Consider the following 24,854-nt stretch of genomic DNA (forward strand, 5'->3'; position numbering starts at 1 on the left):
CTACAAATTGTTGATTTGTAGCCTTAGTTTTTTGCGATAAGATTATAAATAAAAAACAACTCCCGCAGCGATTATAGATGCATTGCCCTTAAAATCTCTCACATTATTATCATTTACAAGGTTTTGATTGTTGAGATTATTGAGGATGTTTGTAAATCCATATTGATATTGTAGACTAAGCCTTACGTGTTCAAAACCTCCTGTGAGTCCTATGACGCCAAAACCATTTACTCGAGATATTTCTTGTATGTCACTTGCAGTAAGAGTAGTATAACCACTTACTATATTTGTGCTTTGACTAGAATTATCTAGCTTCATCTTACTGTTGATAAGTAGTGCAGGTCCAATATCTACTGCTAGATGGTTTGCTATTAAATTATAACTGAGTAATAGATTAAGTTGAGCACCTATAATATTATATTGAGTATCCTCACTAGTTAGTTGATCTAAGGAAGTTGTTTGAACTGTAACCGCAGTGCTTAAAAAATCAATTCCGTAAACCATACCCCAATTATTATACACATTTCCTCTAGTAGTAAAACCTGCTAGGAAACCGGTTTCTCCTTGTACATCAAAATTCTTTGTGTCTAAATCTATCAATGCTACTTTACCTTGAAGTCCTATCCGATTGTAGTTACCACTACCTCTGTAAGATTGAGCATGCATAGCTGTAGATGTAACAATTAGTAAAACGAGAAGTGATAGATATTTCATAGGGGATTATGTAAAGAGGATTATGCTTAATTATTGTTGTAAGGTATAATAACTTTAAGGCAATCAAGAAACTTTTAGTTTATGTGTTACATTTAATCGATTATGGCTACTTATCTTTAAGATTACAATAATCACCATCAATAATTTTTAAAATATCCATTATGGGACAGATTCTTTTACCAGTATTAGTAGTACTAGCCATACTTATTATCCTCTCAGGGATATTTATGGTTAAACAGCAAACCGCTGCCGTTGTGGAGCGTTTTGGAAGATTTATAGGAGTGCGTAACTCAGGACTTCAATTTAAAATCCCTGTTTTTGATAAAATTGCGGGACGTATCAACCTAAAAATTCAACAACTAGATGTTGTAGTAGAAACAAAAACAAAAGATGACGTTTTTGTCAGACTTAAAATCTCTGTACAGTTTCAAGTAGTAAAAGATCAAGTATATGATGCTTTTTACAAACTAGAAAACCCTGGAGATCAAATTACATCATACGTTTTTGACGTAGTACGTGCAGAGGTACCTAAAATGAAACTAGATGATGTTTTTGAGCGTAAGGATGATATTGCCATTGCAGTAAAGCGTGAGCTTAACGAAGCAATGTCTAACTACGGTTTTGACATCATTAAAACACTTGTAACAGACATTGATCCAGATTTACAGGTAAAGGCAGCAATGAACAGAATTAATGCAGCAGAACGCGAGAAAGTGGCTGCAGAGTTTGAAGCAGAAGCAGATCGTATCAAGATAGTAGCAAAAGCTCGTGCAGAGGCAGAATCTAAGCGTTTACAAGGACAAGGTATTGCAGACCAGCGTAGAGAGATTGCTCGTGGTCTTGAAGAGTCTGTAGATGTATTAAATAATGTGGGAATCAATTCTCAAGAAGCATCTGCGCTTATAGTTGTAACACAACATTATGACACTTTACAATCTATGGGTGAACAAACTAATTCTAACTTAATTTTAATGCCTAACTCTCCACAAGCTGGAAGTAATATGCTTAATGATATGATCACCTCCTTTGTAGCTTCTAATCAAATAGGAGAGCAAATGAAAAAGGATAACGAAGCAAAAGGTATCATTAATAAGAAAAATAGAGACGCTCAAGAAGATTAATAATAATCATTGACCTCATAAGAAAACCCCAAGAACAATTTGTTCTTGGGGTTTTTATTTATTTATAAAATAAGTCTTTACACTTTGTAGTCACCTTTCTTATTGACTTCCTTAACACGCTTATAGCCGAAAATTGTACCTAGTAACTTTGTAACTACTGCTTTTTGAATTAAAGATCCTAAGACAGTTCCTAATGAGGATACTGGAGAAAATCCAGAGCTCATACCATTTTTTGCACCGTTTACATTAAGCCTTACTTCTTCCTCGCTTATTTGTCTTTTAAGTTTGAGAATTTTAAGATCGTGCTCTATTTGTTCAAAACTACTATACTCTCTCATCAATGTTTATATTTTTAGAAGCTACAGGAGCAACTGGTGAAACATCTGGAAGTGAATCTTCGCTAAAGGCGAGCTTACTATATTTCTTAAGTAACATAGTTTCTAAAGGCTTTCCAGCAAAAAGAAACACTAGAAAGAATATAACTAAGTAAATTCCTCCTACGATAAAGAATCCTGCACTCAAGCTATCTAGAGACTCCCCTATCACAATTGAAAGGCCTATAGAAAAGAACATCAATGCTATAAGACCAAAAGTGGCTCTTAAAGCTAAGTTTGCACTACTTACTAATCCTCTCATTCCATTTTTGAACAAGCTTAGTTTGTAGTATTCTGCAGTGACTTTGGCATATTCCTGCCCGTTATCTGTGAGTCCTTTTAAGTTATTTGTTAACTTTTCAAAAGCCATATCCGATTGGTTTCTTTTGGCTTATGATAATGCTTTCTCCACTTTGGCTGCATTTTTATCTACCACTGCATCTTTTTGAAGTTTTGCATTTTGTACACGTAACTCAGCTAGTTTTGATTCTAATGTTGAGATTACATCATCTGCTTTATGACTTGCAGTTGAAATACTATCATTTAACTTTTCTTCAAAAGTTAGCTTTGCCTTTTGCGCATTATCTGAAAGTGACTCTCTAGTTTCCTTAAGTTGCTTCACAAGCTTTTCTTGCTCTTTCTTAGCTTTTTTAGAAAGATCCTTTCTTGTTTTAGTTCCTTTATCTGGAGCATATAATATTCCTGCTGCTGCACCTATTGCACCACCTAAAACTAACGCTAACAATGTATTACTTGACTTACTCATATGATTCTATTTTATATTAATAATTGGTTGAGTGTAAAGATATTTTGATATGTTTCTTTACTCCGTTAATAACCGGTTAATATCTCTTTAACCAACTCACAATGTTTGTTAAAACAAGTCTCTTATGACCCTTAAATGAGACGTTTATGCCAATAATTGTTAAAATATAGAACCTAGATATTAAAATTTAGACGCTGCTTCTTTTAATATTTCGTTGCTATCATCTTTTGCCTTTTCAACAAATGCTTCGGCTCCTTCAATGTCTTTAATGTTTTTATTTTGCGCTTTCGCGAAAGCGTACAAACTCTCAATACCCGCAATACGAGTACCCACCTTCTTTGCCGAAGTATTAAAGAATCCTTTTACCTCATCTTCTGTTAAACTCGCTGCTAGCTTCTGTATATCTGTAATAGTTGCAACACGCTTGTCTTCTGGAAGGTTTGCAAGTTTCTTACCTAGTTTGTTAATAGTACTAAGAGCTGAAGCCTTTTGCTGCTGCTGTGGTTTTGATTGACCTTGAGTATTAGCTTGTTTTTGCTTAGGCTTCACTTTTGCCCATGAATCACGTAAACCTACTGTTCTATTAAAAATAAGATGCTCTGCCGTAGATTCCTTATCTACATTAAAATATCCTTTACGCTGGAACTGGAATATATCACCTACCTCAACATCTTTAAGGCTAGGCTCAAGATATCCAGTAATGGTAGTGAGACTGTTAGGATTTATAAACTCCATGAAGTCTTTATCCTCATGACCATCAGGATTTTCATCACTAAATAGTCTATCAAATAAACGTACCTCTGCTTTAATCGCATGAGCAATAGAAACCCAGTGTAGTGTTCCTTTTACATTGCGCTTTGAAGCTTCTGTACCGCTTCCAGATCTACTCTCTGGATCATAGGTACAGTGTATCTCTGTGATAACGCCGTTCTCATCTTTGATAACCTCACCACCTTTAATGATGTATGAGTTCTTTAAACGTACTTCTTTATCTGTAGTAAGGCGGAAATACTTGTTTCCAGCATTTTCTTTAAAATCTTCACGCTCTATATACAACTCTCGGCTAAAAGGGACTTTACGCTCTCCTGCAGCCTCATCCTCTGGATTATTCTCTGCATCTAGCCACTCCTCTTGCCCTTCTGGATAGTTAGTTATTACCAGCTTTACTGGATCTAATACTGCCATTACTCTTGGAGCAATGTTATTTAAATCCTGACGAATATGGAATTCTAATAATGCAACATCAATCACATTCTCACGCTTTGCAACTCCTACTGCATCTATAAAATTACGTATTGCTGCAGCTGTATAACCACGACGTCTCAGTCCAGAAATAGTAGGCATACGTGGGTCATCCCATCCAGATACCACTCCTTCTTCTACCAGTCTGAGTAACTTGCGTTTACTCATAATCGTATAGTTGAGGTTGAGACGTGCAAACTCGCGCTGCTTAGGACGTAAATCCTCACCAGAGTATACTTGGTCTAAAAACCAATCATAAAGTTCTCTGTGAGGCTTAAACTCAAGCGAACATAAACTATGGCTTATTTGCTCTATATAATCACTCTCTCCATGTGTCCAATCATACATAGGGTAGATACACCAGTCACTACCTGTACGGTGGTGATCTTTGTGCAACACACGATAAATAATGGGATCACGCATTAACATGTTTACATGCGCCATATCAATTTTTGCACGTAAAATATGCTCTCCTTCCTTAAACTCACCAGCTTTCATTCTAGCAAAAAGGTCTAAGTTTTCTTCTACCGTACGATCACGATAAGGACCAGGCACACCAGGTTGTGTAGGTGTTCCCTTCTGCTCTGCCATGGCCTCACTAGATTGAGAATCTACATAAGCTTTTCCATCTTTAATAAGCTGGACAGTCCAATCATATAACTGCTGGAAATAATCACTAGAAAAACATTCCTTATCCCATTGATACCCTAACCAAGAAACATCTTCCTTGATAGCATCTACATATTCTTGCTCTTCCTTTGCAGGATTAGTATCGTCAAAACGTAAGTTTACGGGTGCCCCGTACTTCTCCCCTAGCCCAAAGCTTATACAGATTGCCTTACAGTGACCTATGTGTAGATACCCATTAGGTTCTGGTGGAAAGCGAAAACGCAAATCCTCCTTACTATAGCCACCTTTAAGGTCTTCTTCAACGATTTGTTCTAGAAAATTCAATGATTTATTATCCTCTGTCATGATGTATGATTGTAGGGGTAAAATTAATCAATTTGTAGTTGGATTTAATAAGTGTTTTAACTGATGTTTTATTGCTTGCGCGAAAACTTGAAATCATTATACAAAAGCATTCATACAAATCATTGTGCTAGGTAACTCTCTTACCAAGCATAGTATCAAAAGCTGTTGTTTATAACTGACTTATGAGGTTTAAACGGTCATTGTGTAACATTTTAAAAAAATAGACACTCATCTATTACAACAACAATACATTATGAAACCACTTAATTATACTTGCGTAAAATGCCAAAACCATACTTACAAAATAGGTGAAATGCGCGCTACTGGTAGTTTTCTAACAAAATTGCTCAATATGCAAACAGAAAAGTACAGCACAGTCACTTGCCGCAATTGTTCCTACACCGAGTTTTACAAGGCAAAAACTGGAGCACTTAGCAATATTTTTGATTTGTTTGGAGGATAAACCAAAGGTTAAACCTTGGGATTTAAAAATGCAACATCATGTTTTGAGTTGTAACTTTGAACACTTATAAACAATACCATATCATGGGAAAAATAAGAGTAACAAATATACGTGCATACGCCTACCACGGTTGTCTTTCTGAGGAAACTGCCATAGGATCAGACTACAGAGTAGATGTTGAGATTGAAGCAGATTTATCAAAAAGTGCGCAAACAGATAAACTTGCAGACACAGTAGACTACGTATTACTTAATCGTATTGTAAAAGAAGAAATGGCAATTCCATCTGCATTACTAGAAGTAGTATGCGAGCGTATTTTAAGTAGATTTTTAAAGGAAGAGGCTCTTATACAGCTAGCTACAGTTGCAGTATCAAAAATAAATCCTCCTATAGGTGGAGATGTTGAGATGGTTACCGTAGAGCGCACGCGAGTGCGATAAAACCATATTAACCACTTACAATTGTGGGTAAAACAATCACTTAACAAAAAGGATATTTTTAAAATAAAAAAAGAATATCTCATTTCGATATTTGTCGGGACTATTCATATATTTGCACCCACAAACTGGTATCGTGGCCGAGTGGCTAGGCAGTGGTCTGCAACACCATCTACAGCGGTTCGAATCCGCTCGATACCTCAAAAGGAACTTCTCACGGAGTTCCTTTTTTTTTGTCTTAAACCCTAATAAATTAATGTATGGTGTCTGGCTTGATTTCTGGAATCTCTTGAAAACGCTCCATCTCTTGCTGGATATTAAACTCATCTGAAGGAACAAAACCTTTTGTTACTAGTACAAGACCACAAAAGATAAGAATAAGACCTAATGATTTCTTTACTTTAAAAATTCTACGTGGTGTAAGGTAGCGCTTGAGTTGTTTTGCAAGCACTATTTTACCTATGTCTGTAATAAGATAAGCACCTATCATCCCAATAAAGAAACCCAATAGGCGTTCACCATCATTCTCTACCGTAGGACCTACAATTATTAAGATACCTAGCCAGAAAACAAGTACACCTATATTTATAAAATTGAGTAAAAATCCTTTTATAAAAAGCTGTAAGTAACCACCTTTCTTCACTTTTGCCCTATTAGGGTCAAGTGCATCTCTTGTTGGTTTTTTGAGGTAAATAGTAAGTCCGTATACGATTAAAATCGCTCCTCCAAAAACATAAAGACCCGGCTGATTGCTTAAATTTTCTAGTAATTGATAACTACTTAAATACGCAACTACTATAAAAACAATATCTGCAATAATAACACCTATGTCAAAGGTAAGTGCAGCTCTAAAACCTTTGGTAGCTGCCGTTTCTAATAACACAAAAAATACAGGGCCTATCAAGAACGCTAAGAAAAATCCTAGAGGTATAGCCGTGTGTAAATCTTGAAACATATAGAAAGTGCTTTACACAAAGTTAGACAAAAGCATACAGTAAAAAGAAAAGGATGCCTACGTATGTAAACATCCTTTGTATATATCTAATCAATTAAAGATTAAAGTGTATTTCAAATCATTTTGATTGATTGCACTACAGTCTTAAGAACTTACATTATTTTAATACGTCCTCCAAAAGTACGACGACGTTTTACCTCTGCTGGGTTACCATAAATCACAATATCTCCACCTGCTCTTATTGTTAGATCTGCTAGTTTACTAGCATAAGCTTCTACCTCTCCTCCTGCTTGTACAAATATCTCTGCTGTTTCTGTCTCAAGATCTCTACCTTCATAAATGCCTCCTGTGTTTACTTTTACCTTCTGCAGGCTTGCTTGACCGCTTGCTTCTATTACACCACCTGTAACTGCTCTTAAAAGAGCTTCTCGTACTTGTAAACCTACTTTAACGCGAGCTCCTTCTTGCATTTTGATTTCAATTTTGTCTTGCTCTATAAGCTCATTTGAGGTAATAACAGCTCCTTCATTTCCATCTATTACTTGCAGCTTGTTGTAATGCACATGTACAAAAGTTTTGTTTCCGTCAAAAATAAGATCAAGATCCATTTTAATCTTTAACGTTCCGTCTTTGTTTACCACATTGACTTGGCTTACATCTTCTCCCGTAATAATCACTTTATTCTCGGTAGACTTTACAAGATTTACTACAATGCGATCATACACTTTTACTTCTGTAAAATCTCCTACGTCTTTTGTAACTGGATTTTGAGCAAATGCTGTTGCTGTAATTACTAGCGCTACTATGGTATATATAAATTTCATATTCATTGTTTTTGTTTGATATAGAGACCTAGCTATTACTAGATTGTTACAGTTTACATGTTAATGCCTCTTTCCTTTCCATGTTCCACCATAGGTGTAACCTTCTTTATAACGATGTTTATCGCAACATGTTTCACATATAAAAACCCACTTTTTGGCGTGATTTAACCGTGCTCTAAAAGCTACGGTTATTTCCTTCTTGCAAGTATGACAGGTCTTTGTTTTAATATCAAATTCTTTATGTGACAGCTCTTTGTGAGATGTGTTACGCTTTCGCGAAAGCGTATTTAAAAAACTATCTTCTTCTCAATTCAAATAAATCTTTACGACGATCTCTAAGGTTCTTCACTGCTCCAAACTGGTTGAGGTTACGTAGTAAGTCTATATCACAATCTGCAATAAGAATCATCTCTGTGTTAGGTGTAGCCTCTGCCTTAATCCCGTTTGCTGGAAATGAAAAGTCACAAGGAGTAAATACCATAGACTGTGCATACTGGATATCCATGTTATGCACCTTAGGTAAGTTACCCACACTACCTGCAATGGCAACGTAACATTCATTTTCAATAGCTCTTGCTTGTGCGCAATTACGTACTCGAGAATATCCGTTTTGAGTGTCTGTAAGGAAAGGAACAAAAAGAATATCCATACCATCATCTGCAAGAATCCTGCTTAGTTCTGGAAACTCAGAATCATAACAAATAAGGATTCCTATTTTACCACAGTCTGTATCAAAAGAGTGTAGTTTATTGCCTCCTTGCATTCCCCATACTTTTGCCTCGTCTGGAGTTACATGTAGTTTTTCATAACGCTCTGTACTTCCATCTCTACGACATAAATACCCCACGTTGTATAGTAAATCATCTACCACTTCTGGCATACTACCTGTAATGATATTGATGTTATAAGATATTGCTAACTGTGAAAAACGATTTTTAATCTCCTCTGTATGTTTTGCAAGCTCACGTATAGCTTCTGAAACTGGTAAATGGTTATTTTCTGCCATAAGCGGAGCGTTAAAAAACTCTGGAAAGAGTGCAAAATCTGATCGATAACCAGATACTGCATCTACAAAGTACTCTGCTTGCTGCATGAGCTCTTCAAGATCTTTATACAAACGCATTTGCCACTGTATTAAGCCAAGTCTTACTACCTTCTTTTGTGTAGCTGCAACAACAGATTTTTTCTCATAGTAGATGTTATTCCACTCTAGAAGTACGGCAAACTCACCTGAGTCTTCATCACCAGGTAGATATCCTTTTAAAATCTTAGCAGGGTGAAAATCATTATTGATCTGGAAGTTTAATACCGGATCGTGGATTTCTTTGCGTTTTACCTTCTCAATATATTCCTTAGGAGTTACAGAATCTGCGTGTTTGTGGTAGTTAGGAATACGCCCACCAAAGAGGATTCCTTTTAAATTTTGCTCCTCACAAAGCTCTTTACGGTAATCGTATAATCTTCTTCCTAGACGTAAACCTCTATATTCTGTCTTAATAAACACGTCTATACCGTATAGAATATCTCCATCTGGCTTATGCGTGTTGAACGTATAATTGCCTGTAATTTCTTCGTAGGTATGAACACTGTCAAAAGTAGACTCATTGAGTTTTATAGAGAGCGCACAACCTGCAAGTTTTCCATCAATTTTAATAACAACTTGACCTTCTGGAAACTTATTAATAAGTGCAGTGATTTGCTTCTCATTCCAGTACATGTCTGGCATATTAGAATACGCCTGTATCATTGCACTTTTAAGTTCTTCGTAATCGTTGAGCGTAAGATATTTAAGCTCGATATTTTCTATAGGTGTTGACATGTATCATGGGTAAGAAGAGTGATTTTTAATTCTTCTACAGAATGACAAAATTAGTGCGCTTTTTCTTAATAATTTGCTAAACTTTTAAGAATAATCAATAGCATAAAAAAAACCATCACACTTATGATAGTGTGATGGTTTAAACTTTAATTTAAGTAATAAGTTACCTACTGATGCAACCCTTCCTTTACACCTACAAGTGTAAAATCTAGATGCTTCTTCACTAGATCTGCTTCTTTTACTTTTACAATAACTTCATCTCCTAGGGTAATCTGATTACCAGACTTCTGCCCTATTACAGAGTAGCTATCTTGATCAAATTCATAGTGATCACCTTTAATATCTCTTAAGCGCACCATTCCTTCACACTTGTTTGAGATAATCTCTACATAGATTCCCCATTCTGTAACTCCAGAAATAACACCTACAAACTCTTCATCTTGATGATCTTGCATAAACTTAACTTGCATATACTTTATGCTGTCTCGTTCTGAACTTGTAGCTAGCTGCTCCATTTGTGAAGAGTGCTTACATTTTTGCTCATACTCTTCTTCACTTACTGATTTACCACCATCTAGATAATGTTGTAGTAAACGGTGTACCATTACATCAGGATAGCGACGTATAGGCGAAGTAAAGTGACTATAATAATCAAAAGCAAGACCGTAATGACCTATATTTTCTGTAGAATATACTGCTTTACTCATGGTGCGTATAGCTAGCGTATCTACCATATTTTGCTCTTTCTTCCCTTGTACATCTGTAAGAAGTTGGTTTAAAGAAGAGGTGGTAGTCTTGCGATCTTTTAAGTCTAATTTATAACCAAACTTGCCTATCACTTTTTCAAGAGATGCTAGTTTTTCATCATTAGGCTCATCGTGTATTCTGTATACAAATGTCTTTTTAGGTGTTTGTTTACCAATGAACTCAGACACTTTTCTATTTGCCAGCAACATAAACTCTTCTATGAGTTTATTTGCATCCTTAGAGGTTTTAAAATAAACGCCTTCTGGATTCATCTCATCGTCAAGCTTGAATTTTACTTCTACTTTATCAAAAGAAATAGCTCCATCCTTCATACGCTGGCGACGCATAATCTTAGCAATTCTATCCATTTCTAATGTTGCTTCTACAAGCTCATCAGATACTTTATAAGCTTCTCCAGTAAGAGAAACTTCGGCTGGGATGAGGTTTGATCTGCTTTCTATAATTGCTTGCGCTTCTTCATATGCAAATCGGGCATCACTATAAGTTACAGTACGTCCATACCAAGAATCTACTATTTTTCCAGAGTCTGCTTTCATTTCAAACACTGCAGAGAAGGTATACTTCTCTTCATGAGGTCTTAAGGAACAAGCACCATTACTTAATATTTCTGGTAACATAGGTACTACCCTATCTACTAGATATACAGATGTTGCACGCTCATAAGCTTCATCATCTAGTATCGTTCCTGGTACGAGATAATGACTTACATCTGCAATGTGAATTCCTATTTCATAATTACCATTCTCAAGTTTTTGAAAACTTAATGCATCATCAAAATCTTTTGCATCCTTAGGATCTATGGTATAAGTGAGTACATCACGCATGTCGCGACGTTTTGCAATTTCCTCAGCTTTAATAGAGGTATCTATCTTATTTGCATACTCTTCTACCTCTACTGGAAATTCATATGGAAGACCATATTGAGCAAGGATAGAATGTATCTCTGTGTTATGCTCACCTGGTTTACCTAGTACTTTTGTGATTTTACCATAAGGAGAGTCTGCTTTTTCTGGCCAGTCTTCTATGGTAACTACTACTTTATCACCATCTTCTGCATCACCTATTTTTTTAAGTGGTACAAAGATGTCTGTATACATTTTGTTAGACTCAGAGGTAAGTACAAAGGCAAACTTTTTTTGAAGTTTTACAACACCAACAAATTCTTCTGTCTTGCGCTTTAGGATTTTTGTAATCTCACCTTCGTGCTTCTTGCTGCGTCGCTGGCGATATATGTAAACCTCAACCTCGTCACCATTAAGTGCTTTGTTTAAGTGATGTGGTGGTACATAGATATCTTGTTCTAGATCATCTACCATCACATAACCACCACCTTTACCAGAAACATCGAGTATCCCAGTGTGGTAATTTTTATTTGCTGCAATCTTAAACTGGCCACGTCCCTCTTCTACGATTTGTTCTTTGGCCTTAAGTTGCTGTAAGTTTTTGATAATTTGATTACGGCTCGATGGATCGTCTACATCAAGTTTTGCCGCTATTTGTTTGTAATTGTAGGTCTTTTGGTGATCGTCTTTTAATATTCTTACGATTCTTTCTGAGAGGTTTGATATTTTTCCCGGTCCTCTCCTTCTCTTCTTCTTATTCATCTATTTTATTTCTGTCACAAAATTAGCCTTAAAAAGCTCAACTATAGCTTTTATGTTAAAAATTTAAGGTTTAGTAACGTTTTGTATACTTTAAATTGGTTTTTTACGCTTTCGCGAAAGCGTACTTTAAAGATATAATATGTAAAGCAACTCTTATACCGTTTTTAGATAGTCTTACCATCTTAACGCAATCAGTTCTAAAGTTTAACACTCTAATTTTAACAAAAAATTAGGATTATCTTAATTAAATCTTAATTTTGCTGTAACGTTTTAAATTTTATTGCGTCTTTAAGTAGATGACATCTATGAACTCTTCTAAATTAATACATAAAAACACGATTTTACTACTCGCTATTTTCTTGATAGGGATTGTAGTCGCTGTGATATATATTAATGCAACTTTTGAAGAGGAATCAAATGGTCGTCAGACAGCAACACCTTCTACATCCAAAGTTGTTTCTTACAACTCGTAGTTTTCTATTAAAACTTTTCTTTTTTTGAGTGACCCTTCCTTTTTTATAAGAAATTGAAGCATATACTCTTTCCTTCATCTTCCTAGCATTTTCCTTTTTAAGTATACCGAAAGTCAGGTAATCGATTTAAAAAACAAATCACTTCAGAATAATATAAAGTAGTCAATCTCTTTTTTCATTCAATTGACTAAAGAAAGGTTTCATTTTACAGAATTCAATTTTTTAAATTTTTGATGTTATTCACATATATATATATATCATTTGTTTTCTTTTAAAATTTTAAAAAATAATGATGCTTATTATATACTGTGAATAGCGGTATAACTTTTAAGAGAGAATATTGTAAATATCACTTTTTGATACTTGTTCACAGCTTATCATGCACTTATTAGATTCTTTTTCCGCTGAAAACATGAGATTTATGAAGCGCTGTTAACAAATGTTGATAACCATGGATTATTACAAATTGCTCATAAGTCGAGTTATTAACTTATTAAAAATCGACTCTTTTTATGCTCATAAAATTGATCACTATTAAGCAAAGAAAAATTTGGTTCGTGTACCTTAAGTCTAGTATTGTTTTTTTAATCTTAATCTGCAAGTAGACTTATCATTTACCGTCAAAAGTTATTGACAAACGCTATTAACAGCTATTCAAGGGTTATTAACAATGGACTAGAATTGGAACATTTTATAGCTAATTAGGATAATAAACACAATTAATATTAAGTTAAGTGTCATTATTTCAATCACTTAACGTTATTAACAATTGTCGTGCTTTATACCATAATGTAGTTAAGAGCTATCATTTACCTTATTGTTCATATAAGAAGGATATCACGTTACCACTTATTTATAAAACGAGAATGCTATTCCTTAACTTTGATGTGTAAAACAAACGTACTATGAAAATCTCTATAGGTAACGATCACGCAGGAACCAGTTATAAGAATCTTATTGTAAAATTTTTAAAAGAAGCTGGACATACCGTTAATAACTACGGTACAAACGATGATGGAAGTGTAGACTATCCAGACTTTGGACACCCAGTCGCTAGCGATGTAGAGAAGGGTGAGGCAGATTTTGGGATTGTAATTTGTGGAAGTGGTAACGGTATTGCCATGACTGTTAATAAACATCAAGGTGTAAGAGCAGCACTCTGCTGGATTAAAGAAATTGCTGTGCTTGCACGCGAGCATAACAATGCAAATGTAATAGCGATTCCTGCTAGATACACCTCAGAAAATCAAGCACTAGACATGGTTAAAGCGTTTCTCGCAACAGATTTTGAAGGCGGACGCCACCAAAGACGCGTAGATAAGATTGCTTGTAAATAACTCAAAAAAAAATTCGCTGCGCGATATAGATATGGAAGAAGCTGGCATTAGTTTTATTATAAAGAAGTACGAGTTTATAAGTAGAGACGAGCTATACGCAATATTACAGCTCAGATCTGAGGTTTTTGTAGTTGAGCAAGACTGTGTTTACCAAGATATAGATGGTAAGGATGACAAGGCAGTACACGTTCTGGGTTATAAAGGTGATGAACTCATTGCTTACACGCGTATTTTCAAACCAGGTGCATATTTTGATGAGGCAAGTATAGGTCGCGTACTTGTAAAAGAAAACCAGCGAAACTTCAAGTACGGTTATGATCTTATGAACGCATCTATAGAAGCCGTACAGAAATACTATGATGAGCGCATTATAAAAATATCTGCGCAGAAGTATTTAAAAAGCTTTTACAACAACCTAGGTTTTAAAGAACAAGGAGCAGAATATCTAGAAGATGGGATTCCTCACATTGTGATGATCAGAACATAAAAACAACATATACTTATTGAGATAATTATATGGTTGAGTTACGCTTTCGCGAAAGCGTATTTATACTAGTTTGACTGACAATATGATTTTTGGGCAGTGATGTAAACATTACTATTAAAAAATGATGTCAATTTATTTTTTTCTTTAGCACTCATCAAATTCCACTGATTTATTGCTTTTCTTGACTTTCTTTTTCCTTTGCCAATTTTTAAGAACAAATAAGAATCATATGTAGATATACGACGAGTAATTTGATCAAAGCAAAATGGTAAAGAAATAAAAACGTCAAAATTAGTAGGTATGGTAAGGCAAAATTTTCCTTCAAGATCTGTTTGAGTTCCTATGGTCGTACCTAATATAATTACGTTTTGTCCAGGAAATGGTCTTTTATTTTCATCAACGAGTACCCCAGTTATTTGCCGAAAAGAAGAATTTTCACTTTGTGCTATTACAAGTGTAAAGTTCCAGAGTAGTAATAAAAGCAGTAGTATTCTCACGTCAATTTTATTATTTCTTAGCCTTCACCTTCTTGATATAAGTCACATAAATTTCCACGCGCTTATCCTCAGAGGGATCACCACCTAGTGGAAATCTGCTTCCAAAACCTTGATAACGCATGCGTTTTTTTGCAACTCCTTGATCTGCTAGATAATCATAAATGAACTTTGCTCTTGCTTCAGAGAGATTGCGCTTGCCTGTTTTAAGATTGATACCATCGCGACCATGATCTACACAACACACATGACCTTGAATCTTAAATATGATTTCTGGATGTCCTTTTAAGTATTTGGCTAGTTTTTTTAAATCATTGTATGACTTCCCGTGTATGTAGCTATAGTTGGTTTTAAACAGGATGTTTTTAAGCAAAATACGATCTCCTTTGGCTATCGTGTCTTCCTCGTAGTTTTTATAGCGATCTACTTTGGTCGTGACTTCTTCAGCCACTTCTACTTCTTCTGGAGTAGTCTTGCGGGCTTGTTTTAGAGAAACAATAATCTCTACTTTACGATTAAGTTTACGTTGTATCTCGCTCCCCGCATCATCTAACCTGGTGAGTAAAAGCTCTCCCTTTCCATCAGAATTTTTGATAATCGTGTCTGCAATACCTTGCAACATAAAAATGTCCTTAATGGTATTTGCGCGATCTTGCGAGAGACGTTTGTTATAGGCATCTGTGCCACGATCATCACAATAACCGTAGATTGATATATCTTCTATTTTATCCTTAGGCAGCGATACGATAAAGCGATTTAAAGACGCTAACTCCGTTTTAATAAGCGCCGATTTATCGGTGTCAAAAAAGGTTTCATGAGTGCGATCTACTTGCGCACTTGCAGAAAGTACACAGAGGTAACATACAATATGTAACGCAAGGAACTTAATAATTTAAAATCTTACTATAGCGTTTACTATCATTGAGCACAGTAATCGCTTCTTTAATTTCTGTATTGTTAATAAGCTGGTATTCATACAGACCATCACGATAGAAGTATCGTTTTACAATCTCATCAATCAGTAAATTTTGAATCTCCTCTTGACGTTCATCTATCGCTTTCTCCTTAGCTTGTGCAATAGCATTGTCTAGTTGTGAGTATGCAGTCTGTACTTCTTTTTTAAGATCATCCTTTTCTGCTTGAAGAAGCGCTTTTGCAAATGCTTTTTCAGTCTCAGTCTCATAGTTGAAACCTGTACGTGTCAAGAAGTTTTTAAAGTCATTAAAATCTGCTTGAGACCATGAGAATTCGCTCATATCGCTGTACTGATGCTTATAATAATAATCTGTAGCGTATTCAAAAATAGCATTATCCTTAAGTAGCGCAGTAGTCACGGGACTCAGCTTTGCAGATGATACTTGAATGTCTGGTAGTACACCACCACCATCAAAAACCTTACGGCCGTTCTTAGTTTTAAACTCGTTATAATCTTCAGAATTCGTACGCACGGCATTACCATCATTATCACGATTCCAGTAATCTAACGCTTGGATACAACGTCCAGAAGGCGTGTAATATCGCGATATCGTAATCTTTACAGAAGTCCCATAAGTAAGAGGCTTAGGACGCTGTACAAGACCTTTCCCAAAGGTTCTTGCTCCCACTACCACTGCCCTATCATAATCTTGTAAACCACCAGATACAATCTCAGATGCAGATGCAGATCTACCGTTTACGAGCACTACGAGTGGTATTTCAATATCCACCGGTTCTTGCTGGGTTACATAGGTTTTATTATACTTTTTTACAACAGACTTTGTCGTAGTAATAAGAGATCCTTTAGGTAAAAATAGATTGCAGATATTGATAGCTTCACTTAGTAATCCACCACCATTACCACGTAAATCTAGAATGATTTTTTTTGCCCCATCCGTCTTTAAACTTACGAGTGCATCCTTCACTTGGCTTGATGCTTTTTTACTAAAAGTAGTAAGTACGATGTACCCAGTATCTCCATCAATTAATTTTGAAAACGGAACCGCATCAATCTCAACAGAAGAGCGTTTTATCGTAGTGGTATTCGTTTTTCCTTGACGTTCATAAGTGATAACGACCTCACTGTTAGGCGCTCCTTTTAATAAATCTCCTGCATCTCCGTCCATATCTGCAACGGTGATATCTCCTATTTTAAGGATATTGTCACCCGCTTTTAATCCTGCTTTATCTGCTGGATATCCTTTACGAGGTTCAATTATGGTCATTTTATTAGCTACGTTTCTTACCGTTGCTCCTATACCAGAGTAATCTCCAGAGCGATTAATTTTTGCGTCCTCAACCTCTTGCTCAGTCCAGTATTTAGTATAAGGATCAAGATCTGCAAGCATCCCTTCTATTGCGCTATCCATCAATTCTGCAGGGTTAGTCTCATCTACATAATTCATGTTAAGCTCCTTAAAAAGCTCTGTAAAAATTTCGATTTGCTTTGCAATTTCAAAAAAGTCACTTTTAAAACTTACCGTTCCTATACCAATCGCAACCGCAATGATGGGGATGAATATTTTCTTTTTCATAATCTTTTATATCTGTAGTAGACCGTAGTTGTGAGTATAACGCTTTCGCGAAAGCGTACGTATATTATTTATCTTTCTTTTTTATCCAGCGACGCACAAAAAACGTGCTTACACTTAACAAGATAAGAAATGGCCAAAGATGCAACAAACCTAAAAAGAATACCGAAACACCGTTCCAGCCACTTTTAAGGGCATTAATCATTTTTGAGCCATAGGAGTTTGTGACCTTAGTTGCCACCTCGTTCTTATAAAAATGTATATGTAGAGTGCTTAGTGAGACCTGGCTTTGTAGATATTTAAGTCTTCCCTGCTTTGCTTCTATTTCTTCTCGTATCTCTGCGAGTTCGCGTTCTATCTCTAGCATTTCTTTGACATTTTTTGCCTTAGAAAGTAAGTTGATGTAACGATCTTCTAGCGCTCGCTTTGCTTTTAGGCGGGCGTTGAGGTCTACAAATTCTTCTGTAACGTCTTTTTGAGAGATGGTTTTCTCATCAAAATATGCTACACCTTTTGAAATCTCATCAAGTGCTATCTGGAAATTACGAGTAGGAACGCGTACAGTAAGATTTTGAAAAACGCCACCATAGCTTTCTTTACCAGAATTATCATTCTGTATATATCCTTCAGTCTTTTTTATAACTGTAAGAATATGTGCGTGCGTTGCCGCCATATCTTGAGTTTCAAAACGTAGATTTCCTGTTTTGATAATTTTTTGTGCAGTGGCTTGAGTATCTGGAGCAGTTTCTTCAAGTACTATTTCATCAATCTCCATATCGTCAAAAGACTCGTATGCTAGTCCTGGTTCGCTAGTGCTAGAAGTACCGTTATTAGCATTCTCACATGAAAGAATGAGTAAAAAACTAAGAAGTAGTAGGAGCTGTCGCATCATTAAAACGTTTTATAAGTTTGACCATTGCTTTATGAAGAACTGCTTGCGGGACTTCCTCTTGGCCTGTATATAAAATAAGCATCGCAAATGTCGTGCCTTTTGTATCTATTAGGTCTTTATGTAAACGATATGATTCTCGCATTAAACGTTTTATGCGATTGCGAGAAACGGCCAGCTTAAAATTACGCTTGGATACAGAGACTCCAGCTTGTACTATATAAGCATCAGTTGATAGTGGGGTCTCTATATAAACCATCCTAAGCGGAAAAGACTTTACAGACTTTCCCTCAATAAAAAGGGTGTCTATCAGTTTTTTAGACTTTAATTTTTCGGCTTTTGGGTATGTGTGTGGCATTGCGAGCAAAGATAGTAGAATTGAAATAGGTTGTGTGGTAGTATTACGCTTTCGCGAAAGCAAAAAAGCACATAAAATTATGGATAAAATACGTTTAATAGGAATATATCCATAAATTTGTAGTGTGAACGAACTACAACCTCATAAAGTAAAAAGAGCCAAAGAAGATTATGCAGGTAATCGGTCTGTGCAAACGGGTTTTCCTAGTCCTGCAACGCACTATCGCGAGCCTATGATTGACCTCAATAAAGAGCTCAGTTCTTCTCGAGATGCAACTTTCTTTGTACGCGTAAAAGGGGATACATGGAAGGAGTACAATATTCTAGATCAAGATGTTCTAATTATAGACAGAGCTTTGCATCCTAGTCAGGGCAAACTTGCATTAGTAGTGACCTCAGATGGTTTTGATGTACAGAGGATAGACACCAATAAAACGGTGGAACTCTGGGGAATGATAAGCTACATAATTCACAAAGCGGTATGATTGCAATGGTAGATTGTAATAGCTTCTACGCCTCGTGCGAGCAAGTATTTCGTCCAGATTTGCGAGGAAGACCAGTGGCGGTACTCAGCAATAATGATGGTTGTATTATCGCCAAAAATAAAGAAGCAAAAGCGCTCACGCATATTCCTTATCGCGATCCGCTATTTAAGATAAAAGGGTTGCTGGCTCAAAATGATGTAACTCTATTTTCATCTAATTATACGCTGTATGGCGATATGTCTGATCGTGTGATGAACGTCCTCAGAGACTTCTCACCAGCCGTTGAGGTTTATAGTATAGACGAGTCATTTGTAGACCTATCTGGTATTACCCACGTAAACCTCGAAACATATGGACATAAAATAAAAGATACCGTTGTGCGACGCACAGGAGTTCCTGTAGGCGTAGGAATTGCACCCACTAAAGTCCTTGCAAAACTTGCCAATAGAATCTCAAAGAAGATAGCACGCTTTAATTATGTCTTTGTCATGGACACCGAAGAACGCCGTATAGAATGTCTCAAATGGGCCGAAACAAAAGATGTCTGGGGACTTGGTAAAAAGCATGTAGAACGCCTGGCAAATGTGGGTGTTTTCACAGCTTATGATTTTACACAATTGCCGCTAGCGTGGGTACGCAAGGAGATGACGGTAATAGGGGAGCGGCTCTGGCGCGAACTCAATGGAGAATCATGTATTCCTTTTGATACGCTTCCGCGAAAGAAGAAAGCAATAGGTACCGCAAAGTCCTTTGGCAAAAAACTGGATAATCTGCCTCAAATTGAGGAGGCTTGTGCCTACTATATAAGCGAAGTAAGTGAGGTGCTACGGTTCCAGAAATGTTGTTGTACACAGCTGCGCATATATCTTACTACAAACTACCACAGCACAAATGACGTGCAACATGCAGATAAGACCATTGTCACTTTATCTGTACCCACAAATGATACATTCATACTCATAGTAGAAGCAAAAAAGGCATTGAAGCGAATCTATAAGCCAGGTTTTAAGTATAAAAAAGTAGGAGTAGACCTCCTAGGTCTCATCCCAGAGGAGCAAGTACAAGGTAATCTATTTACGCCCGAAGCAACAGGAGATAAACGGCTCATAAAAGCCTTTGATGCGATTAATAACCGTTATGGGAAGTCTACAGTGTCCGCAGGATTATCTGGAACCACAAAAAGTAACAAGGAATGGGAACTCATAAAAGAAGAGCGTAGCCCTAGATATACCACGCAGTGGGATAGTTTACTGGAGATTGGAGGAATAAAAAACCCAGCTCGCAGAGCTGGGTTTAAAAAAGTATAGTATAAAGATATTATTGTCTTTCTAAGCGAATGTTAAAATTAGAAGTAAAGCTGAAGTTGCCTTCAGTTCCACTTTCGGTAAATCCAAATTCTAAATTATTTTCTGTAAAAGAGATAATATCAAATGAAGCAGGTTCTTCCTCGCTTATTATAATAAGCTCGTCATTTGCTAGATCTAAAACATAGTTACCGGTTTGATTAACACTTTCTACATCGACATCTGTTTCAGTTACTCCATTTTCTGTTTCTGTATATGTAGAAGTGTATGATCCAATAATGCTATATGTATTATTTGCAGTAAAAGTCCATACTAGATCAAAGTCGCTTCCTACCTCACTAAATGAAGCTGTCATTGGCTCTCCATTTGAGGTGAAGGAATCTTCTCCTTCACTAGTTAAAGAGGTTGTGTTATAAACACCTACAAAACTTTCGGCAGATGCTGTAAAGTTAGTGTTGTCATCATCACTATCACAACTCATAAAAATGGTTGTAACAAATAAGAGTGCCAAAAAATTTAATTTCATAAATAAAAATTTTTAAATCAGCTTTGTTGCTAATTTTTGTTTCCAGTAAACTTAGATATTTTTTGTGAAATGCTGTGCGTCAATATTTTATTTTTTATTCTAGTTAGTTCTTCAGATAATATCTTCTATAATCACTGCCTTCTTGGTGTTAATCGGACTTGTGATTATTACTTTGATATTAACGCGATAAAGTCATTCGTTACATAATATTGATTTTCTTAAGAAGACCGCAGCCCGGGACATACAAAGCAATAGGATAATTTACTGGTGATAGGGGAATAAAAAAACCAACCCGTAATGGGTTGGTTTATAGTATTATATATTTAAAAGAGATTCCTTACTCTTTCTCCCAAAGGTTATCTGTTTGATCAATATCTGCCATCATTGATGTAGGATCAATTTTCATCATTTTTACCTCACTTAGTGGTGCATCAATGGTGAATGTATAGGTAGGGTTTGTCCAAGGCCAGTCTGCTAGTTGCTCACGGGCAATGTTCGGTGTTGGGTTTGGCTTTTCGGCACGCATCATACGTAAAGGCATGTAGTATGATTTTTGAGAACCATCTGCCATATCAACATAAAGGTCTATAGGCATAGGCATAAGTCCTTTTCGCGTAAGCGTAACCTTTGTTTTATTACCATCTGCTTCTACACTTGTGATACCATAATCAATAGTGTTTGTAGTCTGTGCCCAGTCCATTAAGTACCAGTCTAGTTCCATTCCAGAAACTTTTTCTGCAGTACGTTTAATGTCGTTAGGTGTAGGGTGCTTGAAAGCAAAATCATCAAAATACTTTTTAAGCGTTTTCTTAAGATTGTCTTCACCAATAACGTATCCTAACTGTGCAAGAAATACTGCTCCTTTGCTATATGCAGCGATGCTGTATGGCATATTCTCGTTATAACGATCTGCGTGCGTTGTTTGTGGTTGCTCTTTACCGCTTTTAACAAGGTAATAGTAGCCTCTGTACGACCCAGAAAGCGGATTAGGATTATCACCTCCTGTAAGTTCATTTTCGGCAAGAGAAGAGATATATGACGTAAATCCTTCATCCATCCACTCGTGCTTTGCTTCGTTACTTGCTAGTAAGAACTGGAACCAAGTGTGTGCCATCTCGTGTGCAGTCACACCAAAAAGGCTTCCAAACTTGCGCTCACCAGTAATAAGTGTGCTCATCGCATACTCCATACCACCATCACCACCTTGTATCACAGAGTACTGCTTGTATGGATATGTACCTACGTGCTTGTTGTAAAAGGCAAGTAAGTCGGCCGTCATAGGCTGTAGTTTCTTCCAGTTTGCTTTGATAGACTCTTTGTTTTTATAGAAAAAGTGAAGCTCTGTATCATTTTCTCCCATGATCATGTCGTGCACATAATCAGGATCTGCAGCCCATGTAAAGTCATGTACGTTAGGTGCTTTAAAGTGCCATTGTAATTTACCACGCTTTGCATTTTTACCTGGCTTCATAGAAGTTCCTGCATACCCATGACCCATATCTTCTGGATCTTGTAAATATCCTGTACCACCTACTGTGTAGTTTTCATCAATATTGATTTTTACATCAAAATCTCCCCAAACTCCATGAAACTCACGGGCGATATAAGGATCTGCGTGCCATCCTTCAAAATCATATTCGGCCATTTTTGGGTACCACTGTGTCATAGATAGTGCAACACCTTCCTTGTTGTTACGACCACTACGGCGTATCTGTACAGGTACTTGACCTTTGAAATCCATTTCAAAAGTAGTCTTTGCTCCGGGTGCAATAGGAGTTGCAAGTTGTACTTCAAGTACCGTTCCTGCTACTTCGTAAGTTAATTTCTTACCATCTTGAGTAAGGCTATTTACTTTAATAAACCCAATCTCATCTGGAGCTAGCTTACTGATACGGTCTTTGACACGACCATCTGGATCTGCAATGTTGCGTGAGCGCACATCCATCTCACTTCCAGGTTGGAATGCGTTAAAGTATAGGTGATAAAATACACGGTCTAGCGTCTCTGGAGAGTTGTTTGTATACTCAAGCTTTTGTGTACCGTCATATTGATAGTTTTTTACATTCATGTCGATTTCCATTTCGTAATCGACGTGCTGTTGCCAGTAAGAGGTGTTGTTTTGTGCATACGCTTTCGCGAAAGCGAACAACGATACCATCACCAGTAATTTGTAAGCGTTTTTCATTATAGATTGATTTAAAGTTAAAATCCCAAACTCCGTTATTGAGGAATTTGGGATTTTGAGAAATTACTAAAATTATTTTTGTAGTTCTGCTAGTTTAAAAGCGTTGTACATATTTACCATTTCGCCAGATTTTGATACTTCATTGAAGCGTGCTTGCTTCTCTGTATCTCCACCTAGAATTACCGAAGTATTAGTAGTAAGACCACTCTTCATGATAATATTTTTAACCTCGTTTGCAGAAAGTTTAGGGTAGTAGCTACGTAACATTGCAGCAACCCCAGCTGTGTTAGGCGCAGCCATAGACGTACCGCCCAGATACTCATACGTATCTTCTGGTGTAGTAGAGTAAATATCTACTCCAGGAGCAAATATATCTACATTAGATTTCCCATAGTTTGAGAAGTTTGCAAGCAACTGGCTTCCATATTTAGGTGCTAGTGCGCCTATCGTTAAGAAAGTATCTGCCATTTCTGTTACGTTATCTAACTGATCATTAGGATACACGCGGTTTGCTGGGTCATCAAGAGAAAGCCCTTCATTACCTGCAGCATTTACGATAAGCACATCATTTTTGGCAGCATACTTTATTGCATCATAAACCCACTCCGGGTTTTGTGCATAATACTTTCCAAAAGAGGTATTAATCACCTTTGCACCATTATCTACTGCGTAGCGTATAGCAAGTGCGATATCTTTATCATACTCATCTCCGTCTGGCACTGCGCGTACTGCCATGATCTTAATGTTGCTATTTGCAACACCATTCATTCCTTTACCGTTGTTACGTGTTGCAGCAATGATTCCTGCTACGTGCGTACCGTGCTTTGCACGGTCTGGCTCAGGTCCATACACGTTGTTATTACCGTATTTTGTGTCTGTAATGTCGTAAGGATCATCACCTAGCACTTTTCTAAAATCGGCTGTTTTATTATAGTTTGCTTCTAGCTGTCCTGTAAAGTACTCAACACCTTCATCTATGTTTTTCATAAAGTCAGGAATGTTATCTGTGTACTGAAACATTTGAGTAATAAACCCAAGGTGGTTCTGCATCTCGGCAGAAGGGTTTTTAATACTTGCAAGATCTGCTTGCGTGTAATCTTCTTTTCCTAATGCTTTTACTATCGCAGGATGAGAAGATTTAAGCTGGCTAGCGATTTGCTCGTATTGTGTTTTTTGGCGCTGTGCACCTGCAACTTTCTCGTCATACTCAGCTTTTGCTTTTTGATATTGTAAGAAGATATCTTTTTGAGAAGCAGGAATAGTTGCTAGTGTTTTACCAGCAAATTCACTTTCAAAACGTTTGATGATACGTACAAATTCAAGTTGCTCTGCACCTACATCGCCTAGAAAATTCCAGCCATGTATGTCATCTATATATCCATTGTTATCGTCATCCTTACCGTTACCAGCAATCTCTTTAGGGTTCGTCCAGATACGACCTTTAAGATCTTCATGGTTAATATCAATACCAGAATCTATTACAGCAACAATTACTTGCTGTCCAGACTTACCAGGAAGAATTTCTGCATACGTACGATCTACGCTCATGCCTGGGATGGTATCAGTTCTAAGATCTCTTGAGCTCCATGCTTGTTTCTCACTTTCTGTAAGCGCAGAAACTTTGAGAGGATTGCTATCTACATTTTCTACGGGTACAGTTACCAGTGCAGATGGAGTCTCACAAGAGGCTAAAAAAGTGGCAGCCATTGCTGCAATCACAAGAGATTTTGTGTGTTGTAAATTCATCA

At 36.6% G+C, this 24,854-nt stretch carries 25 protein-coding genes and 1 tRNA gene; 9 read left to right on the plus strand and 17 right to left on the minus strand.

Annotated elements, in window-relative coordinates; genetic code table 11:
- Positions 1 to 42: 42 nt before the first annotated feature.
- Positions 43 to 714, minus strand: coding sequence for a hypothetical protein (locus SJY23_RS05000; protein ID WP_396597687.1), 672 nt, complete (start codon positions 712 to 714; stop codon positions 43 to 45).
- Positions 715 to 875: 161 nt separating this feature from the next.
- Between SJY23_RS05000 and SJY23_RS05005 the strand changes: the two genes are divergently transcribed.
- Complete coding sequence (locus SJY23_RS05005; protein WP_035335086.1) at positions 876 to 1,835, plus strand: SPFH domain-containing protein; 960 nt, start codon at positions 876 to 878, stop codon at positions 1,833 to 1,835.
- A 77-nt stretch (positions 1,836 to 1,912) separates the two neighbouring features.
- Here the strand turns inward: SJY23_RS05005 and SJY23_RS05010 are convergent, their stop codons facing one another.
- From SJY23_RS05010 to SJY23_RS05025, 4 genes are all read right to left on the minus strand, one after another.
- Positions 1,913 to 2,173 (minus strand): DUF6327 family protein, encoded by a 261-nt coding sequence (locus SJY23_RS05010; RefSeq protein WP_396597688.1) that lies wholly within the window; start codon positions 2,171 to 2,173, stop codon positions 1,913 to 1,915.
- Positions 2,160 to 2,579 carry a hypothetical protein gene (locus SJY23_RS05015; protein ID WP_051583811.1) on the minus strand — a complete coding sequence of 140 codons (420 nt, stop codon included), beginning with the start codon at positions 2,577 to 2,579 and terminating at the stop codon, positions 2,160 to 2,162. Before SJY23_RS05015 ends, SJY23_RS05010 begins: the two co-directional genes overlap by 14 nt.
- A gap of 21 nt (positions 2,580 to 2,600) precedes the next feature.
- Entirely contained in the window at positions 2,601 to 2,975 is a 375-nt protein-coding gene (locus tag SJY23_RS05020; RefSeq protein WP_035335083.1) for a YtxH domain-containing protein, read from the minus strand.
- A gap of 180 nt (positions 2,976 to 3,155) precedes the next feature.
- Positions 3,156 to 5,192, minus strand: a complete 2,037-nt coding sequence (locus tag SJY23_RS05025) for a glutamine--tRNA ligase/YqeY domain fusion protein (RefSeq protein ID WP_396597689.1) — start codon at positions 5,190 to 5,192, stop codon at positions 3,156 to 3,158.
- Positions 5,193 to 5,445: 253 nt separating this feature from the next.
- On the opposite strand from SJY23_RS05025, the gene SJY23_RS05030 reads away from it, so the two are divergent.
- The 3 genes from SJY23_RS05030 to SJY23_RS05040 all read left to right on the plus strand — a co-directional run bounded on the left by SJY23_RS05030 (position 5,446) and on the right by SJY23_RS05040 (position 6,293).
- Positions 5,446 to 5,655, plus strand: a complete 210-nt coding sequence (locus SJY23_RS05030; RefSeq protein WP_035335079.1) for a zinc ribbon domain-containing protein — start codon at positions 5,446 to 5,448, stop codon at positions 5,653 to 5,655.
- An 83-nt stretch (positions 5,656 to 5,738) separates the two neighbouring features.
- Positions 5,739 to 6,095, plus strand: a complete 357-nt coding sequence (folB, locus tag SJY23_RS05035) for a dihydroneopterin aldolase (protein ID WP_396597690.1) — start codon at positions 5,739 to 5,741, stop codon at positions 6,093 to 6,095.
- Positions 6,096 to 6,222: 127 nt separating this feature from the next.
- Positions 6,223 to 6,293, plus strand: a tRNA-Cys gene (locus SJY23_RS05040).
- 52 nt (positions 6,294 to 6,345) lie between these two features.
- On the opposite strand, the gene SJY23_RS05045 is transcribed toward SJY23_RS05040, so the two are convergent.
- From SJY23_RS05045 to rnr, 4 genes are all read right to left on the minus strand, one after another.
- Positions 6,346 to 7,047 carry a LysE family translocator gene (locus tag SJY23_RS05045; protein ID WP_396597691.1) on the minus strand — a complete coding sequence of 234 codons (702 nt, stop codon included), beginning with the start codon at positions 7,045 to 7,047 and terminating at the stop codon, positions 6,346 to 6,348.
- 152 nt (positions 7,048 to 7,199) lie between these two features.
- Positions 7,200 to 7,871, minus strand: coding sequence for a head GIN domain-containing protein (locus SJY23_RS05050; RefSeq protein ID WP_396597692.1), 672 nt, complete (start codon positions 7,869 to 7,871; stop codon positions 7,200 to 7,202).
- Between the two features lie 295 nt (positions 7,872 to 8,166).
- Positions 8,167 to 9,690, minus strand: a complete 1,524-nt coding sequence (locus tag SJY23_RS05055; RefSeq protein ID WP_035335074.1) for a carbon-nitrogen hydrolase family protein — start codon at positions 9,688 to 9,690, stop codon at positions 8,167 to 8,169.
- A 167-nt stretch (positions 9,691 to 9,857) separates the two neighbouring features.
- On the minus strand, positions 9,858 to 12,062 hold the full coding sequence (rnr, locus tag SJY23_RS05060; protein WP_396597693.1) for a ribonuclease R: 2,205 nt from the start codon (positions 12,060 to 12,062) through the stop codon (positions 9,858 to 9,860).
- Between the two features lie 305 nt (positions 12,063 to 12,367).
- Between rnr and SJY23_RS05065 the strand changes: the two genes are divergently transcribed.
- The 3 genes from SJY23_RS05065 to SJY23_RS05075 all read left to right on the plus strand — a co-directional run bounded on the left by SJY23_RS05065 (position 12,368) and on the right by SJY23_RS05075 (position 14,359).
- Positions 12,368 to 12,535, plus strand: coding sequence for a hypothetical protein (locus SJY23_RS05065; protein WP_396597694.1), 168 nt, complete (start codon positions 12,368 to 12,370; stop codon positions 12,533 to 12,535).
- Positions 12,536 to 13,440: 905 nt separating this feature from the next.
- Positions 13,441 to 13,872: a ribose 5-phosphate isomerase B gene (gene rpiB / locus SJY23_RS05070; RefSeq protein WP_035335071.1), complete on the plus strand. Its 432-nt coding sequence runs from the start codon at positions 13,441 to 13,443 to the stop codon at positions 13,870 to 13,872.
- A gap of 31 nt (positions 13,873 to 13,903) precedes the next feature.
- Positions 13,904 to 14,359 (plus strand): GNAT family N-acetyltransferase, encoded by a 456-nt coding sequence (locus SJY23_RS05075; protein ID WP_396597695.1) that lies wholly within the window; start codon positions 13,904 to 13,906, stop codon positions 14,357 to 14,359.
- A gap of 65 nt (positions 14,360 to 14,424) precedes the next feature.
- On the opposite strand, the gene SJY23_RS05080 is transcribed toward SJY23_RS05075, so the two are convergent.
- The 5 genes from SJY23_RS05080 to rnpA all read right to left on the minus strand — a co-directional run bounded on the left by SJY23_RS05080 (position 14,425) and on the right by rnpA (position 18,607).
- A complete protein-coding gene (locus SJY23_RS05080) occupies positions 14,425 to 14,856 on the minus strand; it encodes a hypothetical protein (RefSeq protein ID WP_396597696.1) in 432 nt (143 codons plus the stop codon).
- A 10-nt stretch (positions 14,857 to 14,866) separates the two neighbouring features.
- The gene (locus tag SJY23_RS05085; protein WP_396598101.1) at positions 14,867 to 15,745 is read right to left on the minus strand and encodes an OmpA family protein; all 879 of its coding nucleotides are present in this window, start codon (positions 15,743 to 15,745) and stop codon (positions 14,867 to 14,869) included.
- The gene (locus SJY23_RS05090) at positions 15,738 to 17,363 is read right to left on the minus strand and encodes a S41 family peptidase (RefSeq protein ID WP_396597697.1); all 1,626 of its coding nucleotides are present in this window, start codon (positions 17,361 to 17,363) and stop codon (positions 15,738 to 15,740) included. Before SJY23_RS05090 ends, SJY23_RS05085 begins: the two co-directional genes overlap by 8 nt.
- 64 nt (positions 17,364 to 17,427) lie before the next feature.
- Positions 17,428 to 18,252, minus strand: a complete 825-nt coding sequence (locus SJY23_RS05095) for a DUF4349 domain-containing protein (protein ID WP_396597698.1) — start codon at positions 18,250 to 18,252, stop codon at positions 17,428 to 17,430.
- On the minus strand, positions 18,224 to 18,607 hold the full coding sequence (gene rnpA, locus SJY23_RS05100; RefSeq protein WP_396597699.1) for a ribonuclease P protein component: 384 nt from the start codon (positions 18,605 to 18,607) through the stop codon (positions 18,224 to 18,226). Before rnpA ends, SJY23_RS05095 begins: the two co-directional genes overlap by 29 nt.
- Positions 18,608 to 18,731: 124 nt before the next feature.
- On the opposite strand from rnpA, the gene SJY23_RS05105 reads away from it, so the two are divergent.
- Positions 18,732 to 19,091, plus strand: coding sequence for a S24 family peptidase (locus tag SJY23_RS05105; protein ID WP_396597700.1), 360 nt, complete (start codon positions 18,732 to 18,734; stop codon positions 19,089 to 19,091).
- Positions 19,088 to 20,398: a Y-family DNA polymerase gene (locus tag SJY23_RS05110; protein WP_396597701.1), complete on the plus strand. Its 1,311-nt coding sequence runs from the start codon at positions 19,088 to 19,090 to the stop codon at positions 20,396 to 20,398. The genes SJY23_RS05105 and SJY23_RS05110 overlap by 4 nt, the downstream gene beginning before the upstream one ends.
- Positions 20,399 to 20,408: 10 nt before the next feature.
- Here the strand turns inward: SJY23_RS05110 and SJY23_RS05115 are convergent, their stop codons facing one another.
- From SJY23_RS05115 to SJY23_RS05125, 3 genes are all read right to left on the minus strand, one after another.
- A complete protein-coding gene (locus SJY23_RS05115) occupies positions 20,409 to 20,921 on the minus strand; it encodes a hypothetical protein (RefSeq protein WP_339846086.1) in 513 nt (170 codons plus the stop codon).
- 337 nt (positions 20,922 to 21,258) lie between these two features.
- Positions 21,259 to 23,106 carry a M1 family metallopeptidase gene (locus SJY23_RS05120; protein WP_396597702.1) on the minus strand — a complete coding sequence of 616 codons (1,848 nt, stop codon included), beginning with the start codon at positions 23,104 to 23,106 and terminating at the stop codon, positions 21,259 to 21,261.
- A 72-nt stretch (positions 23,107 to 23,178) separates the two neighbouring features.
- Positions 23,179 to 24,852, minus strand: a complete 1,674-nt coding sequence (locus tag SJY23_RS05125) for a S8 family peptidase (RefSeq protein WP_396598102.1) — start codon at positions 24,850 to 24,852, stop codon at positions 23,179 to 23,181.
- Positions 24,853 to 24,854 lie beyond the last annotated feature (2 nt).

It is taken from the genome of Dokdonia sp. R86516 (assembly GCF_044596715.1).
GTDB lineage: Bacteria > Bacteroidota > Bacteroidia > Flavobacteriales > Flavobacteriaceae > Dokdonia.